Below are 16085 nucleotides of genomic sequence, written 5' to 3'. Positions count from 1 at the left end.
CCTTTCCCCCGTAGGGCGTATGCGGTATTAGCAGTCGTTTCCAACTGTTATCCCCCTCGACTGGGCAGATCCCCAGGCATTACTCACCCGTCCGCCGCTCGCCGGCAAAAGTAGCAAGCTACTTTCCCGCTGCCGCTCGACTTGCATGTGTTAGGCCTGCCGCCAGCGTTCAATCTGAGCCATGATCAAACTCTTCAATTTAAGTTTGTTTGCGTCGCTACCGAAGTAGTTCAGCGGCTCAATGAATTGCTGAAATAAACTGTTCGACTTCTTATTGCTAAGAAATCGTCTTGGTCACTTCACCAGACATTGAAAATCAAAAATTAATTTTGATGCTCGATGCTGTGAGTGCCCACACAGATTGCTTGATTCAAATTGTTAAAGAGCAGGGTTTGAAACTATAACCCCCACCGAGTTGCTTTGCAAGCCGGACCAGACGCGCACTGCGCCGTGCTGATGGGGTCGCATTATAGGGGCCTGATTCTTTCTGACAAGCAAAAACTATGTGTTTTTTTGAGAAAAACGTTCAAGTGTTTAATCAACAACCAGATCGTACAAGGCGCCAGCAGAAAGGGACTCGTAAATGATCGATTCTGTGCTGAGTTGGCCAGGAGTGGCGGGCACCATGCTCTGTATCTGGTGCATGTATATAGGAGAGATGGGACTGAGCAATAGAAAAGGGCCCTGATGGGCCCTTTCAAACTCGCTATAGCGATAGATCAGATGGAGAAGCTGGAACCGCAACCACAAGTCGTAGTGGCATTGGGGTTGGTCACGATGAAGCGGGAACCTTCCAGACCTTCGGTGTAGTCCACACTGCCACCGACCAGATATTGCAGGCTCATGGGATCGATCACCATGGTCACCCCGCTCTTCTCGACAATGGTGTCCCCATCGTTGATCTTCTCGTCGAAGGTGAAACCATACTGGAAACCTGAGCAGCCCCCCCCAGTGATGTAAACCCGCAGCTTGAGCTCGGAATTTTCTTCTTCGGTAATCAAGGTCTTCACCTTGTTAGCCGCCGCATCCGTCATCTGGATTGGCAACGGGGCTTCTGCTACTGCACTCATTACTGACCTCACAACCGTTAAATCCACAAACATGGAAACTGCGAAATTATCCAATACCCGACCATTTAGTTCAAGTATTCACCGCGCTGTTACTGTGCCGCAGGCAGAGGGGCGGGTTGCGCCACTACAGGCTTGAGCACTTCGCTCCACTCGACCAGCAATTCCTGAGCGGGTTGGCGACCCTCTTTGGCAATGACGACCCGCACCTGATCCGGGATGAAACCTGCCGGCAGTTGCCAGTTCCCTTCCAGTAGCTGGAAGTAGCGCAACGCATAGCGCCCCTCCCCCGCCTTCATGCCAAGATCCCGACCGCTGAGGATCTTGGGCTTGTTTGCCAGACTCCCCTCCACTTTAATCTGTACCTGCCCACGAAACAGCTCGCGCTTCTTGGCTGGCTGGGTCAGGGCCAGGCGATAGTGGTAACGGCCGGGGATGCTGGTCTCCTGCAGCGTCAGATTGTCTATCACCACCCCGACCTGCTCACCACTGGGGCGCATGATCCGCTCGAAGAAGGCCAGCTGGCGCTTCTGCTCCTGCACCTGCGCCTCCTGATCCTTGAGGGTCTGCTGCAACTGCTCGAAGGCCGCCTTCTGGGTCGCCAGCAGAGTATCCTTTATGCCCAGATCCGACTTGAGATGGCCAATCGCCTTGCTCTGCCGCTCCAGGGTTTCCTGCTGTACCATCAGCAGGCTGCTCTGGGCCAATTCTTGTCGATTACCGACGAAGTAACCGATGATCGCCCCCATCATCAGCACGACCAATACCTTCAATATTCGGGACATAGGGCCTCTTTATATGACTGCGTCGCACAGGGCCACTCTTCCCTCACTATACGCGACATCTTTTGATTGATACGGATAAACAAAGAGTTAACCGGCCGTCACACTGCTTTCTCCCCGTTTTTGACGCGCCGCAAGCCGTAAAGTTCGCTCCAGGATCTGGGAATAGATGGGGCGCCCCCCCAGCCATTGCGCCACCAGGGTCGCGCCTATGGTGGTGATCATCATGGGCAGGATCAGCTGATAGTTGTCCGTCATCTCGGTCACCAGCACTATGCCGGTGATGGGGGCACGCACGGTGGCGGCAAACAGCGCCCCCATACCGGCAATGGCGAAGGCACCCGGCTCTATGCCAAGTTCGGGGAAGGCCGCATGAAACAGGTGGCCGAATACCACCCCGAACAGGGTGCCGAGCGCCAGGGTCGGTGCAAAGACCCCGCCCGGTGCGCCGGAACAAAAACAGATGAGCGTGGCGATCAGCCGCACCGAGAAGAGCAGGAACAGGGTCGCCATCGCATATTCATTGCCCAGCAAATGCGGAATGAGCTCGGTACCGCCGCCGGTGACCGAGGGGACAAACAGCGACAACACGCCGAAGGTGCCCGCCACCAGCATGCCGATGGCGACGAAGCGATGGCGCTTGTTCTGGTGCAGGGCCAGATAACCGTCCTGACAGGCAAGCACCAGCTTGTTGAAGACGAACCCCAGTACACCGAAGCAGCCCCCCATGAAGAGGAACAGCCAGAGCGCCTTCAGGGCAGGGGCATCGTAGTGAGGCAGGCTTATCACCGGCCCCTGCCCCTTCATGTTTTGCAGCATCAGGGTCGCCATGACGGCGGAGATCCCGACCGCCTTGATGGCGAGGAAGGAGTAACGAAACTGCGGCCGCATCTCCTCCATCACGAACAGTATGCCCGCCAGTGGGGCGTTGAAGGCGGCGGCCAGGCCACCCGCAGCACCAGCGGCCAGCAGGGCATGACCATGCTCCTTGGGCAGCCGGAAGATATCGGCCACCATCTTGCCGAGGTTGCCGCCGATCTGCACCGAAGGTCCCTCCCGTCCCAGTACCATGCCGGAGCTCAGGGTACAGATGCCGCCGAAGAACTTGACCGGCAGCACCCGCCACCAGCGCACCGGCCGCAGATCGTCCATGGCCCCCTCGATCTCGGGAATACCGGAGCCGCCCGCCTCCGGGGCAAAGGTGTGGGTGAGGAAATAACCGATCATGCCCAGCAGGGCGCTGAAGCCAAATCCCAGCAGGCCGAGTTGCCACCAGGGGCGATCGGCCAGCAACTCGAGCCGCTGCTCGGCGAGCCAGTGCACGCCGGATTCAAACAGTCCGCAGACCAGTCCGGCCAGGATGCCGACCAGGGCCGCCAGCAGCAACACCAGTAGCGGCATCTTGTCCTGCAAAATGAGGCTTAGAAAGACGGGTCTGCGGTGTGACGCAGGCGATTCAGCAGAGGAGAGAGATTGTTGCACCATGGGATATCATATTCATCTAATCAGATTTGGAGATACCCGGCGGCGGCCCGGCTGCCCAGCACAGGGCCTTTCTGCTATAGTCGGCCCGTTTCATGTGCCACGGAGCAAGCCAGGGGCCCGGGTAACGAGAGCGCAAAGCATACTCCACCACCTCCTGGCTGCCGAGCCTCATTCGGCCATCTTCCCCGGCACGACAACCAAAATCCCATTAAGGATGATCCATGTCAAAATCAGATCAGCTGTTTGAACAGGCCCGCCAGACCATTCCGGGTGGCGTCAATTCACCGGTCCGCGCCTTCAACGGGGTGGGTGGCACGCCCCGCTTCATCGATCACGCCGACGGTGCCTATCTCTATGATGTGGATGGTCAGGCCTATGTGGACTACATCGGTTCCTGGGGCCCCATGCTGCTCGGCCACAATCACCCCGCCATCAAGACCGCCGTCATCCAGGCGGTGGAGAAGGGGCTGAGCTTCGGCGCTCCCACCGAGATCGAGGTGCTGATGGCCGAGAAGGTGCGCCAGATAGTCCCCTCCATGGAGCAGGTACGGATGGTGAACTCCGGTACCGAGGCGACCATGAGCGCCATCCGTCTGGCCCGTGGCTACACCGGTCGCGACAAGATCGTGAAATTCGAAGGCTGCTACCACGGTCACGCCGACTCCCTGCTGGTGAAGGCCGGCTCCGGCGCCCTCACCCTGGGTCAGCCGAACAGCCCGGGCGTGCCGGCCGATTTCGCCAAACACACCCTGACTTGCGTGTTCAACGATCTGGCGTCGGTGCGCGACACCTTCCAGCAGTACGGCAGCGAGATCGCCTGCATCATCGTCGAGCCGGTGGCCGGCAACATGAACTGCATCCCGCCGGTGCCGGGCTTTTTGGAAGGGCTGCGCGCCATCTGTGACGAGTTTGGCGCCCTGCTGATCCTGGACGAAGTCATGACCGGCTTCCGCGTCTCCCTGCGCGGTGCCCAGGGCCACTACAACATAGAGCCGGATCTCACCACCCTCGGCAAGATCATCGGTGCCGGCATGCCGGTTGGCGCCTTCGGCGGCAAGAAGAAGGTGATGCAGCACATAGCCCCGACCGGACCGGTTTATCAGGCAGGCACCCTGTCCGGCAACCCGGTAGCCATGGCCGCCGGCCTCGCCATGCTGGACCTGCTGCAGGAGCCGGGTCTGTATGAGCAGTTGAGCGCCAAGACCGCCCAGGTGGCCGAGGGGCTGAAGGCCGCCGCCGCCAAGCACGGCATCCCGCTCGCCATCACCCATGTGGGCGGCATGTTCGGCTTCTTCTTCACCGAGGAGCCCGAGATCACCCGCTACGAGCAGGTGACCCGCTGCGACATGGAACGCTTCAAGCGCTTCTACCATCTCATGCTTGAGGAAGGTGTCTACCTGGCACCGAGCGCCTACGAGGCAGGCTTCCTGTCCCTGGCCCACGGCGACAAGGAGATAGCGCACACCCTGGCCGCCGCCGATCGCAGCTTCGCCAAGCTGGCGGGCTAACTCGCCGCGATCCGCATCCGTCGCACTCGGCATCAATAGAAAAGGGCCCACGAAGGGCCCTTTGTCATTTTCGTCCGTGCTCGCACACCGCTCCACTCCCCTTTCTGGTGCTCATCCCGGCACCTCCCCCTCGTTTTGCCACCCTTTGGTGCAACGACCGCGCTCCTGACTGTCACAAAGCGGGCCCACAATTTGCAACTGCATCAGTTGTGCAAGGCCCACTTGACCGAGGTGTGTATGGCAGAGATGAGCCCCATCGATGTGCTGCGGCGCTATCAGGAGTACGAAACCGAGTTGACCCCTTTGCTGCTGGGGCTGCTCACCCTGCCCTCGGAAGCCCTCAAGGGTTATCCCTTCGTGCAGAGCGTAGGCCTGAGCCAGGCAAGCCCCGGCATACTGGCGCCCATTCCCGCCCCGCAGGGGCAGCTAAGACTGGTGGTGCAGGGCCATGGCCGCGAACTCGCCATCAATCTGCATCAGCTGATCGCCTGGCTGATGGGGGACAGGGAGCGGCGCCGCGCCATTCCCTGGTTCAGGGCCGTGTATGTGATCCTGAGCCTGGCGCTGTTTCTCATCGTCGCGACCCTGATCTGGCACGGGCTGGAGCAGCTCTACCTGCTGCTGTGCGGCACCCGGCAGAACCGGCTCGGTGCCTTCAGCGCCATCATCTTCCTGACCCTGGCACTGGCGGTGTTCGATCTGGGCAAGACCATACTGGAGGAGGAGGTCCTGCTGCATAAGGACATCTTCCGCCACAGCGCCATTCGCCGCACCATCACCCGCTTCATCGCCGCCATCCTGATCGCGGTCTCCATCGAGGGGCTGCTGCTGCTGTTCAAGGGATCCCTCGGTCAGCTCGAACTGCTCTGGCCTGCGGTGGGGGTGATGGGTTGCGCCGTGGGCTTGCTGCTGGCGCTGGGGCTCTATGTCTTCCTTGGGGCCAAGGCCGAGGCGGCCCTGGTCGCCTCCAGCCAGCGCCCTCCCCCCGCAACGAGCCAGCCGAAGAGCGGGCCACTCGCCAGACGCGGGCTCCGGCAGCTGAAATGACAAGCCCACCCGCAGTCCGCCAGATGGGCCTGTGATGCCAGGCACCCGAAAGCCCTGACAACGACACGGATAGCGGCTAGCCGGCGGCGCTGACCAGGTGAGGTTGGGGCTGACGACGCCCCGCCTTCCAGGAGGTGTACATGGTCCAGGAGGTGTAGATGACGATGAAGGCCACCAGCCATTTCAGCATCTGCATGTCCATGGATTGCACCAGCATGGCCGCCAGCACCACCCCGATCGGGCCGAAGATGGCCACCGCCAGCACCGCCTTGGCATCGAAGGCGCCCTTGCGGATGAAAGTGCCCGCCGAGAAGACGCTGAGCACGGCGGTGGAGCCCATCATGATGGGGAAAGCTGCCAGCGGGTTCATTCCCAGCAGATAGACCAGGGTCATGCAGGGGGCGAACAGGCCGATGCCGACGTTCATCAGCACGCCGAAGATGAAGTTGCCGACCAGCGCTATCCCCAGCTTGTAGCCGCTCAGCCCCATGGCCTCGCCGCCCAGGGGGAACAGACCCAGCAACCCGGCGAAGATGAGCCCGGCCACCACCAGCAGGGAGACCGCCATCACCAGCCGGATGGTCTGCCGGTCGAAGGAGGCGACGTGGCGCGCTCCCCAGGCGGCTCCCGCCGCGGCCGCCACCATCATGCCGATGAGGGTGACAGGATCCACCTTGACCGCACCGACGAAGATGAGGGACTGGACCACGGTCGGCAGCACGCACTGACCGTTGAGGGTGCCGGGTAACAGGCGGTCATCGATGAGCTTGAACTGCTTGTAGCAGGCGGTCTTCACCGCGAAGCTGCCGACCCCCAGAGTATCGAGAAAGTTGGCGACAAACCCGATGCCCGCCACTGGCCAGAACGGCGTGGACTCAAGTTCGCACTGACGTCGCTTGTGCCACCAGGCACGGAGCAGCATGAAGATGAAAACCAGGGCACAGCCAACAAACAACAGGCGTAAAAAAGTAATGAGCATACGAAGTCCTCCAGCGACGGGCGGCGATTCTAAGGCAGCAAGAATAAAAAATCTTGGTCAGGATCAACCCTTCAGCCGATGCAAACGATTAACCGGAGGCTTTCTCGACAAGCACGCCCGAACGGCTCTGCTAATACTTGTCTATGAGGGCGCAAGCCCGGGTTCATCGGTCGTAATCATGGTCATTTCGCGGCGACCACAGATTCCGATGGTGCATCACCCAAAGAAGGCGGCTAACAACCGCCTTCTTTTTATTGTCCCCGGATCGGAGGGGGCATCAGGACAGGCAGCGGGACAATCTGGGGGCGAGGCGTGCGATCAGCCGATCCGACAGGGGAGTCAGCAGCAGGGGTGGCAGGCAGAGCAGGGCCAGGCTGAGGGCGCCCACATAGACATCCGTCAGCCAGTGGGCGCCGGCGAGAAGGCGGGGGGCAGAGAACAGGGGCACCATCAGCACGGCGACGACCCCGGCCCAGCGCGGCAGATGGCGCAAGGCAAAACCGGCGAAGATCATCAGAAACAGGGCGTGATCGCCGGGAAAGCTGTCACCGGCGGAGTCCTTGGTCGGGATCTCGCTCAGCTCGCTCACCCGCAGTGCCCCCTCCACCATCAGGGTCGGGCTGGGGCGGCTGACCGGCAGCAGGTGGCCGAACTGATTGATGAGCAGGGCACAGCTCAACATGACCAGCCCCATGGCCACCAACCGGTGACGCCCCTGTCCGTCGGCACGCAAGAAACAGATGGCCAGGATCCCGCCCATGCAGGCCAGCACGGCCAGATCGAACAGCCAGTGGTTGGTGATGGCCACCAGATCGGCCCAGCGCGAGGAGCCCCCCAGCCAGCCATTGACCAGCCGGAAGGTAGCGAGATCCCATCTATCCCAGGGGCCATGGCCCGGCAGGACGGCCCAACTGAGGGCAATCAGGCCCCCGACCAGATAGAAAGGAATGAACTTGCTCATGCCGAGGCCTCCTTCAAAAAAGGGTCCATGTTAAAGCAGCGATTGAGTGATCTGAATCACAAAAATGTAAGGAGGCGTACCACACACGGGCACCAGCCATGCTGACCAAGCCACATCCGTCCGCATGGGAGCGGAACAAGCGCCGCCTTGGCTCACCCGTGGCTTGCGGCTAGTATGTGCTTTCCCTTCATTCAGGATGATGACGATGCGCAGCTACCTTCGCATGATGTTGTTTGCTCTCGGTTTGCTGGCTGGCGTGCAGATACCGGGACTGATCGATCTCTATTACCAGCGGCTGGATGCCCGGCTGCAACAGGCCAGCCTCAGTCTGGCCTCCTTCCAGCGCACCGCGGATCAACATTTTGGCGGGGATCTGGCCGCCCTGATCGCCCATTACGGCGCCAGTCAGGATCCCGTCTTCACCCAGGACGCCACCAGCCTGCAACTGCTGGTGAGCCAGCAACAGCGCCTGCAACAGGAGACTGTCTTCCAGGACGCCCCCTGGTATCGGCAGCTGTCCCACCTGTTGCTGCAACCGGATCCCCAGCTCTGGCAAGACACCCTGCACAACTACAGCTACGTGGTGCCCCTCAAGCAGGCCGCCATCTTCTGTGGCCTCGGCGCCGGCCTGCTCGCCGCCCTGCTCGGGGATCTGCTGCTGGCGCTGGTGCTGCTGCCATTTCGCCGGCGCCCCGCCTCCCCCCGCTATATCCGCTGAGCGGTTAGCCACGTCAAATCCTGGCGAGAGCAGGCCTACTCGAAGGGCTCGAGATAGGCCTGGATCGCCTTCTTCAACCAGGCGAGCACCTTGCCGTGGTGGGCGTTCTCGGTCAGATAGACGCCGTAGTCCCGCCACTGCAGGCTGAACTTGTGCTTCAGGGTCAACAGCTCCCCCTGCCGCAGCTGACTCTGGATCAACGGCGAGGGCAGCACGGCCCAGCCCAGCCCGTCCAGCACCGCATCGCGCATCAGCTCGAAGCTCGACAAGCCGATGTGCTGACCGCCGATGGGCAGCAGACTCTTCACCGAATACTCGTCCACGTAGGAGAGCGTGACCTGGGTGTGGCCAGCCAGATCCTGTTGCAGCACCCGCTTCAGACCGGCCAACGGGTGGCTCGGCGCCACCACCATCAGGGTGCGGATCGGGTTGAGCACATCGATGCACAGACCGCTGCGCTCCTGCTCGTCGGTGATGAGGCCAAAGGCCGCATCTACGAACCCCTCCTCCACCAGGGCAGGCAGCTCCGGAGGGGAGGCCAGCACCAGCGAGATGCTGGTACCCGGAAACTGGCGACGCAGGGTGCCCAGCATGTCCCGCCAGACGGGCTCGGGGATGGCATCGTCCCGCGCCACCCGCAGCGCCACCTCGGCGCCGGAGGCGTGATGCTCGCACTTGAGCTTCAGGCTGTTGGCCGCCTGCAGCAGCCGCTTGCAGTCGTCCAGCACCTGCTCGCCTATCTCGGTCAGCCGACTCTGATTGGCCCCTCGTTCAAAAAGATCGACGCCAAGCTCCAGCTCCAGTGCCGCAATCGCCGTGCTGACCGCGCTGCGGCTCTTGCCGAGCCGGCGAGCAGCATGGGCAATGGAACCGCAGTCAGCCGATTCGACAAAGAGTTGTATCTGATTGAGCTTCATAAGGGCCGTGGTTGACAGAGGTTCCTATGACTACCTTAGCTCGCCCCCAACATACAAGGCAAACCCACAGCGTTCGGTTTTTCGACGCTCAGCGATTCCCGAGCCGGCTGTCACCACGGCTATCATCTGCGGGTCGCAGTCACAAAAGGACGTCGTATGTTAATCAGTCGCATGTTATTGGCCCGAGTCTTTCTGACCGGCGCCATCCTCACCGAGGTGGCGGGCACCTCGACCATGGCCCTGCTCCCGGACAATGAAGCCGGATGGCTCAACTACCTGCCCATGTGGGGGCTCATCACCCTCTCCTATCTGTTGCTAGCCAAAGCCGCCAAAACAATCTCTATTGGGATCGCCTTCGCCTTGTGGGAGGGGCTGGGGATCGGCCTCATCACCCTGGTGTCCATGTTGTTCATGGATTACGACCTCGGCACGCAGGAGCTGATCGGTCTGGCGCTGGCCATAGTGGGGATTGTTATGGTGAGCCTGGGGGAAACCCATGAGGAGCCACGCAGCCAGAATGACCCGAGCAAGCTGAAGGAGGCGGTATGCACCCCCTGATCATCGTGCTCGGCGCGGCGCTGCTGGATATCTGTGCCAACATGGCGATCAACCGTTCGGTCGGCTTTCGCTACAAGGGCTGGGGCTTTCTCGGCATCCTGCTGGTGCTCTGCGCCTTCACCCTGCTCTCGGAGGCGGTGAGCACCGGCAAGATCGATCTCGCCATCGCCTACGCCACCTGGGGCGCCATCGGCATCCTCGGCACCGCGCTCGGCGGCCTCTTGCTGTTCGGCGAGCGGCTCAAGCCCATCGGCTGGGCCGGGATCCTGGTGATGGCCGTCGCGGTGGCGCTGCTGACCACCGCCTGACACACTGCCAATCTCGCATAAAAAAGCCGTCCGGTTTGCCGGACGGCTTTTTGTTGGATATAAAATCCACAGCAGGTGACTCAGGCAGCTGAAGTCTCTACCTCATACAGCTCCAGCGGCAAGCCGTCCGGGTCGGCGAAGAAGGTGAAGCGCCGACCGGTCAGCTCATCCACCCGCACCGGCTCCACCTCGATACCCTGTTGCTGCAGATGGCCGATGACGCTATCCAGACTCGTCACCCGAAACGCCAGATGGCGCAAGCCGCAGGCTTCCGGCCGGGAAGGGCGCGCCGGCGGCGCCGGGAAGCTGAACAACTCGAGCTGGCTGCCATCCGGCAGGGCCAGATCCAGCTTCCAGGACTGGCGCTCGGCCCGCAGGGTCTCGGCAATGATGGGCAACCCCAGCAGCTCGTGATAGAAGCGGCGGGAACGCTCATAGTCGCTGGCGATGATGGCCACGTGATGAATGCCGTCAAACAGGGGCATTGTCATATCGACTCCATGTAGACGGGCGGCCAGGCCGCCCGTCTCGTTAGTTGAAGAAACCGTTGAACCAGTTGTCCAGGGCATTGACCGGGTTCGGGTTGGAGACCGGGCTGGCGCAGCTCATGGGTTCCCCCAGCCCCGCCAGCTTGGCCGGCACCTGCAGACTGCCGGGGCAGTCGTTGGTGACCCGGGCACCGCTGCTGCGGGAGAAGCTGGCCCAGCTCACCCCTTCGGGCATGTTCAGGTTCAGGCTGTTGACCCCGCGCTGGCTCATGTAACCGCTGAACAGTTGCAGGGCGCCGCTGGCACCGGTCAGCCCGGCCGGGGTGTTATCGTCGCGACCGACCCAGACACTCACCAGCTCGTTGTTGTCCAGCCCCGCAAACCAGGAGTCGCGCAGCTCGTTGGTGGTCCCGGTCTTGGCGGCCATGGTGGCGCCGGGGAACTTGGCGCTCAGGGCACGGGCCGTGCCCTGGCTCACCGTCTTGGTCATGGCGAACAGGGTCAGCCAGCTGGCCTGGGGATCCGTCACCCGCTTGGCGGCCTCGTCATGCTGATAGAGCTGGCTGCCATCGCTGTTCACCACCGCGCGAATGGCCGACAGCGGCTGCGTCAGCCCCTGGTTGGCGATGGGCAGATACATCTGGTTCACCTCCATCGGCGACAGGGCCACCGCCCCCAGCACCAGCGACGGGTAGGGCTGGATCTCCTGGGAGACGCCGAGCTTGTGCAGGGTGTCCACCACCTTGTCCAGCCCCACCTGCAGGCCGAGGTTGACGGTCGGCACGTTGAGGGAACTGGCCAGCGCCTCCATCAGCGGCACGCTCTGGCGGAACTTGCGATCATAGTTCTGCGGCGTCCAGATCTGGCCGTCCTGCCCACGGATGCGGATCGGCTGATCTTTCAGCGGCGTGCCCAGGGTCAGGCCGTTGGAGAGGCCGGTCAGGTAGACGGCGGGTTTGACCAAGGAACCTATCTGACGGCGGGCATCCAGCGCCCGGTTGAAGCCGGCGTAGCGCGGATCCCGGCCCCCCACCATGGCGACCACTTCCCCCTTGTGCCAGTCGGAGACCACCATGGCCGCCTCCAGCTTCTTCTTGCCGCGCTGCTTCTCGATGGTGGCGAGACCGGATTCCACCGCCTGCTCGGCGGCGTGCTGGGCGATGGGATCCAGGCTGGTGAAGATCTTGAGGCCGGACTGCTTGAGCAGATCCGGGCCGAAGCGGCTCTGGATCTCGCGCTTGAGCAGCCCCATGAAGGCCGGGGTACGGCCATAGCTCATCTGGCCGCGGGTGATGATGCCAAGCGGCTGCTTGCTGGCGAGCTCATATTCGGGCTGGGTCAGGCTGCCGTGGTCCATCAGCAACTTGAGCACCAGATCCCGACGCGCCTTGGCCCGCTCGGGGAAGCGCCAGGGATCGTAATAGGAGGGCCCCTTCACCATGCCCACCAGCAGGGCCACCTGATCGATGTCCAGCTCGTTGACCGGGATGCCGAAATAGAAGTAGGAGGCGAGCCCGAAGCCATAGACTCCTTGGGAGAAGTTCTGCCCCAGATAGACCTCGTTCAGGTAGGCCTCCAGGATCTCGTCCTTGCTGTAGCGGTAGTCGATGAGCACCGCCATATAGGCTTCCTGCGCCTTGCGCCACAGGCTGCGCTCGCGAGTCAGGAAGAAGTTCTTGGCGAGCTGCTGGGTGAGGGTACTGCCCCCCTGCACGGTGCGGCCGGCCAGCACGTTGGCGACCATGGCGCGCATGATGGCCACCGGCGAGACGCCGCCGTGCTGGTAGAAGTCCCTATCCTCGGTGGTGAGCAGGGTCACCAGCAGGCTGTCCGGCACCTCGGCGATACGCACCAGCAGACGATCCTCCCGATCCTCGGTGTTGAGGCGGTCCAGCAGCACAGGGTCCATCTGGGCATAACCGAGCGGACGCTGGTTCTCGAGGGACTGGATCCCTTCCAGCCGCCCGCCGCTGAAGCTCAGACGCAGGCCGCGAGCAGCATCTGCGCCGTCATGGAAGGCGAACGGCCGGCGGATAAGCTCGATCTTGTTGCCATTCACCGCATACTCGCCCGGGGTGTGGGGCTGGCGCACCTGCTTGTAGCTCAGCATGTTGAGCTCACGCATCATCTGGGTCTGGGAGAGACGCTGGCTGGGGTAGAGCTCCAGCGGACGACTGTAGACCATCACCGGCAGCTGCCACTTCTCGCCGTCGAAGCGCTCGCGCACCTTGGTATCGAGATAGATGCCGAAGACCACCATGAAGGCGCCCACCACCAGGGAGAGCTTGAAGCCAAGCCAGAACAGCTTGCGCCAGAGGGTGCCTTTGGGCGCCGTCTTCTTGGGTGCGCTCTTGCGTCTTTGGGTTGCCATAAATCCTCTTTGCTTTCCTTTCTACTTATGATGTCGCATTCGCGAACGTCCGATCAGGCCGCCACAAGGCCAATCGAATCCATGTCTGTGTCTGTGTCAGGTTGTGCTGCACTCGGCGCCGACTGGCGCTAAACAAGAGATGCTCAACCCCTCATCCCCCACCCTTCTCCCGCAAGGGGAGAAGGGTGAGGATCGTCTGCTGGCGCAGGGCTTCGCGATGCTCAGCAGCAACCTACAACCCCATCTTCTTCTTGGTCACCTTGGTCGGCATCGCCTCCAGCGGGTTGTCCGGCCAATAGTGGCGGGGGTAGCGCCCCTTCATCTCTTTTTTCACCTCGCCGTAGGAACCCGCCCAGAAGGCGGCGAGATCGGCGGTGATCTGCAGCGGCCGCTGAGCCGGAGAGAGCAGTTCCACCACCAGGGGCACCCGGCCATCGGCCACGCAGGGGGTGCTGGCCTGACCAAACATCTCCTGGATCCGCACCGGGATCACCGGCGCCTGCCCCGGCTGATAGCGAATGCGCACCCGGCTGCCGGTGGGGGCGGTGAAGTGGCTCGGCAACGCCTCGTCCAACCGTTTGGGCAAGGGCCAGGGCAGGGATTGGCGCAGCAGCTCGGTCAGGTTGAGGCGCTTGAGCTGCTCCAGCCGGGTCATGGCACCGAGGGCGGGCAGCAACCACTCCTCCAGCCGGGCCAGCAGGCTCTCCTCATCCATGGCCGGCCAACCCTCGTCCGGCAGCCAGTCGGCAGCGCAGCGCAGGCGGGCCAGCAGCCCCTCGCTGCTCTCATCCCAGGGCAGCACGTGCAGCCCCTTGCGGCGAATGCCCTGCAGCAGGCAGCGCCCCCTCTGCTCGTCCGACAGCTCGGTCAGCGGCCGCTGGCTCAGCACCAGCTCGCCCAGCACCAGTTGACGCTCGGCCCGCACCCGTTCCTCGCGCTCGTCCCAGTCGAACCACTGGCGCTCGCTCACCAGCTCGGGCAGTTGGCGTACCAGCTCGTCCAACTCCACAGGCTCGGCGATGAAGATGCGGCTGCCACGCTCGTTCTGTCCCATCTCCACGGCAACAATGGCCCCCTGTCCCTGACAGGGATGACCTTCTACCAGATCGCAGCTCACCCCACCACTGAGTTGATAGCGACTGGCACTGCGCAACTTGCCGATCCTGTCCGGCCAGGCGAGGGCGCACAGCAGCCCCAGCCATTGACCTTGAGCGGCCGCAGGCCTTGCGCCAAGGCGATCGAACCAGCGGGCGGCACTCTGGCGCAAGGCACCTTGCCTGCGCTGGAACAGCACGGAGAGACGCTCGGATCCTCGCAGATCCTCCTCCAGCAGCGCCACCAGATAGGCCGCGTCGGCGACAATCCCTGTCAGACCCCCGGCCTCCAGCGTCCGCGCCCGCAGCAACACGCGTGCGAGCCGGGGATGGGTACCGAACGCCGCCATGGCGCGGCCCTCGGCGGTGAGTTGCTGATCCGCTTCCGGCTGCATGGCGCCGAGCGCCACCAGCAACCGCTGGGCACTGGCCAGGGCGGCGGCGGGGGGCATGTCCAGCAGCGGCAGGCTCTCCACTTTGGCTCCCCACTGGGCGGCATCCAGCAGCAGGCCGGTCAGCTCCTGGGTCAGGATGTCCGGCGGACTCTGCTCGGCGAGCCGCTCCTGCCCCTCGCTGCTCCACAGCCGATAGCAGACGCCGGGACCGAGACGACCGGCGCGGCCCGCCCGCTGGGTGGCGGAGGCTTTGGCGATCTGGCGGGTCTCCAGCCGGGTAACGCCGCTTTTGAGATCGAAGGAAGCGCGCCGCTCCAGGCCGCTGTCGATGACGATGGAGACCCCCTCTATGGTGAGGGAGGTCTCCGCCACATTGGTGGTCAGCACCAGCTTGCGGCGGCCCGCCGGGGCCGGCTCGATGGCGGCCTGCTGGGCTGCCATGTCGAGGCGGCCGTAGAGCGGTGCGAGGCGCACGTCATCCGGCAGCCGTCCCTCCAGCCACTGGGCCAGCCGCTCTATCTCCCCCTGCCCCGGCAGGAACACCAGGGCACTGCCGGCATGGGCGGCCAGCGCCTCCAGCACCACGGCGCCGACTTGCGGCTCCAGCCACTGCTGGCGATTGGCGGGGCGATAGTGATAGTCGATGGGAAAGCCGCGCCCCTCTGAGCGGATGACGGGGGCGCCAGGCAGCAGGCGTTCCAGCGCCATGCCATCCAGAGTGGCGGACATGATCAGCAGCTTGAGATCGTCCCGCAGCCCCTGCTGACTCTCGATAGAGAAGGCCAGCGCGGTATCGGCATGCAGGCTGCGTTCGTGAAATTCGTCGAAGATGACCAGAGAGACGCCCGCCAGTTCGGGATCTTGCTGCAACATCCGGGTCAGCACTCCCTCGGTCACTATCTCCAACTTGGTCTGTGCACTGGTGCGACTCTCGCCGCGCACCCGCAGGCCGATGCGCTCCCCCACCTTCTCCCCCAGCTGACGAGCCAGGAAGCTCGCGATGTTGCGCGCCGCCAGACGGCGGGGCTCCAGCATGATGATGCGACCGGGCAGCCGGTTTTGGCGCACCAGCTCCAGCGGCAGCAGGGTCGATTTGCCCGCGCCGGGGGGCGCCTGCAGGATCACGCTCGGATGAGCCGCGATGGCATCAAATAGCTCGGACAGCACCGAGACGATGGGGAGTTGGGACAAAACGGCGAAAACCTTCTGTGGCGACCTTAAAAACGGTGTCCATTCTGCCATAGCATCCGCCACGACCGTAAGCGGATGTCGCCGGCACGCGGCAACAACCCCGGGGCACGCCCCTCATCTCGACACCGAGCCCCGCTACCGGCTTCGCCATGGACCAGGGGCACCTGACAGCGATGGCAAGACAGGATCGGGCTCGCTGCCATAGAATGGGCCATT

The 16085-nt window shown here is 63.0% G+C and carries 14 protein-coding genes and 1 rRNA gene; 5 read left to right on the top strand and 10 right to left on the bottom strand.

What is annotated here, in order from left to right; translation table 11 throughout:
- From ACZ9IL_RS21555 to clcA, 4 genes are all read right to left on the bottom strand, one after another.
- Nucleotides 1-201, bottom strand: a 16S ribosomal RNA gene (locus ACZ9IL_RS21555); the annotation flags it as partial.
- A gap of 518 nt (nucleotides 202-719) precedes the next feature.
- Complete coding sequence (erpA, locus tag ACZ9IL_RS21550; RefSeq protein WP_476005280.1) at nucleotides 720-1070, bottom strand: iron-sulfur cluster insertion protein ErpA; 351 nt, start codon at nucleotides 1068-1070, stop codon at nucleotides 720-722.
- An 89-nt stretch (nucleotides 1071-1159) separates the two neighbouring features.
- Nucleotides 1160-1852, bottom strand: coding sequence for a DUF6776 family protein (locus ACZ9IL_RS21545; protein WP_476005279.1), 693 nt, complete (start codon nucleotides 1850-1852; stop codon nucleotides 1160-1162).
- Between the two features lie 87 nt (nucleotides 1853-1939).
- Nucleotides 1940-3334 (bottom strand): H(+)/Cl(-) exchange transporter ClcA, encoded by a 1395-nt coding sequence (clcA, locus tag ACZ9IL_RS21540; RefSeq protein ID WP_476005278.1) that lies wholly within the window; start codon nucleotides 3332-3334, stop codon nucleotides 1940-1942.
- Between the two features lie 221 nt (nucleotides 3335-3555).
- Here clcA and hemL point away from each other — a divergent pair, with 221 nt between their 5' ends.
- Nucleotides 3556-4842, top strand: a complete 1287-nt coding sequence (gene hemL, locus ACZ9IL_RS21535) for a glutamate-1-semialdehyde 2,1-aminomutase (protein ID WP_476005277.1) — start codon at nucleotides 3556-3558, stop codon at nucleotides 4840-4842.
- A gap of 237 nt (nucleotides 4843-5079) precedes the next feature.
- On the top strand, nucleotides 5080-5889 hold the full coding sequence (locus ACZ9IL_RS21530) for a hypothetical protein (RefSeq protein ID WP_476005276.1): 810 nt from the start codon (nucleotides 5080-5082) through the stop codon (nucleotides 5887-5889).
- A gap of 76 nt (nucleotides 5890-5965) precedes the next feature.
- Here the strand turns inward: ACZ9IL_RS21530 and ACZ9IL_RS21525 are convergent, their stop codons facing one another.
- Both ACZ9IL_RS21525 and ACZ9IL_RS21520 read right to left on the bottom strand, forming a co-directional pair.
- Nucleotides 5966-6868, bottom strand: coding sequence for a TSUP family transporter (locus ACZ9IL_RS21525; protein WP_476005275.1), 903 nt, complete (start codon nucleotides 6866-6868; stop codon nucleotides 5966-5968).
- A gap of 277 nt (nucleotides 6869-7145) precedes the next feature.
- Entirely contained in the window at nucleotides 7146-7829 is a 684-nt protein-coding gene (locus ACZ9IL_RS21520; protein WP_476005274.1) for a phosphatase PAP2 family protein, read from the bottom strand.
- 205 nt (nucleotides 7830-8034) lie between these two features.
- On the opposite strand from ACZ9IL_RS21520, the gene ACZ9IL_RS21515 reads away from it, so the two are divergent.
- Entirely contained in the window at nucleotides 8035-8547 is a 513-nt protein-coding gene (locus ACZ9IL_RS21515; protein ID WP_476005273.1) for a DUF2937 family protein, read from the top strand.
- A gap of 35 nt (nucleotides 8548-8582) precedes the next feature.
- On the opposite strand, the gene ACZ9IL_RS21510 is transcribed toward ACZ9IL_RS21515, so the two are convergent.
- Nucleotides 8583-9464: a LysR family transcriptional regulator gene (locus ACZ9IL_RS21510; protein ID WP_476005272.1), complete on the bottom strand. Its 882-nt coding sequence runs from the start codon at nucleotides 9462-9464 to the stop codon at nucleotides 8583-8585.
- A gap of 156 nt (nucleotides 9465-9620) precedes the next feature.
- On the opposite strand from ACZ9IL_RS21510, the gene ACZ9IL_RS21505 reads away from it, so the two are divergent.
- Nucleotides 9621-10022 carry an SMR family transporter gene (locus ACZ9IL_RS21505; RefSeq protein ID WP_476005271.1) on the top strand — a complete coding sequence of 134 codons (402 nt, stop codon included), beginning with the start codon at nucleotides 9621-9623 and terminating at the stop codon, nucleotides 10020-10022.
- Nucleotides 10010-10330 carry an SMR family transporter gene (locus ACZ9IL_RS21500; protein ID WP_033128778.1) on the top strand — a complete coding sequence of 107 codons (321 nt, stop codon included), beginning with the start codon at nucleotides 10010-10012 and terminating at the stop codon, nucleotides 10328-10330. The genes ACZ9IL_RS21505 and ACZ9IL_RS21500 overlap by 13 nt, the downstream gene beginning before the upstream one ends.
- 80 nt (nucleotides 10331-10410) lie before the next feature.
- On the opposite strand, the gene gloA2 is transcribed toward ACZ9IL_RS21500, so the two are convergent.
- The 3 genes from gloA2 to hrpB form a co-directional block, all read right to left on the bottom strand.
- On the bottom strand, nucleotides 10411-10821 hold the full coding sequence (gloA2, locus tag ACZ9IL_RS21495) for an SMU1112c/YaeR family gloxylase I-like metalloprotein (protein WP_476005270.1): 411 nt from the start codon (nucleotides 10819-10821) through the stop codon (nucleotides 10411-10413).
- A gap of 40 nt (nucleotides 10822-10861) precedes the next feature.
- Nucleotides 10862-13189 (bottom strand): penicillin-binding protein 1B, encoded by a 2328-nt coding sequence (mrcB, locus tag ACZ9IL_RS21490; protein WP_476005269.1) that lies wholly within the window; start codon nucleotides 13187-13189, stop codon nucleotides 10862-10864.
- Nucleotides 13190-13421: 232 nt separating this feature from the next.
- The gene (gene hrpB, locus ACZ9IL_RS21485) at nucleotides 13422-15869 is read right to left on the bottom strand and encodes an ATP-dependent helicase HrpB (protein ID WP_476005268.1); all 2448 of its coding nucleotides are present in this window, start codon (nucleotides 15867-15869) and stop codon (nucleotides 13422-13424) included.
- Between the last annotated feature and the right edge of the window lie 216 nt (nucleotides 15870-16085).

This window comes from Aeromonas sp. TECH754, from assembly GCF_056279295.1.
This window is presented reverse-complemented; position numbering and strand designations above follow the sequence as displayed.

Excerpts from the sequence above, each read along its gene's own strand:
- erpA (WP_476005280.1), bottom strand. The coding sequence starts at position 1,070 with ATGAGTGCAGTAGCAGAAGCCCCGTTGCCAATCCAGATGACGGATGCG.
- ACZ9IL_RS21545 (WP_476005279.1), bottom strand. The coding sequence starts at position 1,852 with ATGTCCCGAATATTGAAGGTATTGGTCGTGCTGATGATGGGGGCGATC.
- clcA (WP_476005278.1), bottom strand. The coding sequence starts at position 3,334 with ATGGTGCAACAATCTCTCTCCTCTGCTGAATCGCCTGCGTCACACCGC.
- hemL (WP_476005277.1), top strand. The coding sequence starts at position 3,556 with ATGTCAAAATCAGATCAGCTGTTTGAACAGGCCCGCCAGACCATTCCG.
- ACZ9IL_RS21530 (WP_476005276.1), top strand. The coding sequence starts at position 5,080 with ATGGCAGAGATGAGCCCCATCGATGTGCTGCGGCGCTATCAGGAGTAC.
- ACZ9IL_RS21525 (WP_476005275.1), bottom strand. The coding sequence starts at position 6,868 with ATGCTCATTACTTTTTTACGCCTGTTGTTTGTTGGCTGTGCCCTGGTT.
- ACZ9IL_RS21520 (WP_476005274.1), bottom strand. The coding sequence starts at position 7,829 with ATGAGCAAGTTCATTCCTTTCTATCTGGTCGGGGGCCTGATTGCCCTC.
- ACZ9IL_RS21515 (WP_476005273.1), top strand. The coding sequence starts at position 8,035 with ATGCGCAGCTACCTTCGCATGATGTTGTTTGCTCTCGGTTTGCTGGCT.
- ACZ9IL_RS21510 (WP_476005272.1), bottom strand. The coding sequence starts at position 9,464 with ATGAAGCTCAATCAGATACAACTCTTTGTCGAATCGGCTGACTGCGGT.
- ACZ9IL_RS21505 (WP_476005271.1), top strand. The coding sequence starts at position 9,621 with ATGTTAATCAGTCGCATGTTATTGGCCCGAGTCTTTCTGACCGGCGCC.
- ACZ9IL_RS21500 (WP_033128778.1), top strand. The coding sequence starts at position 10,010 with ATGCACCCCCTGATCATCGTGCTCGGCGCGGCGCTGCTGGATATCTGT.
- gloA2 (WP_476005270.1), bottom strand. The coding sequence starts at position 10,821 with ATGACAATGCCCCTGTTTGACGGCATTCATCACGTGGCCATCATCGCC.
- mrcB (WP_476005269.1), bottom strand. The coding sequence starts at position 13,189 with ATGGCAACCCAAAGACGCAAGAGCGCACCCAAGAAGACGGCGCCCAAA.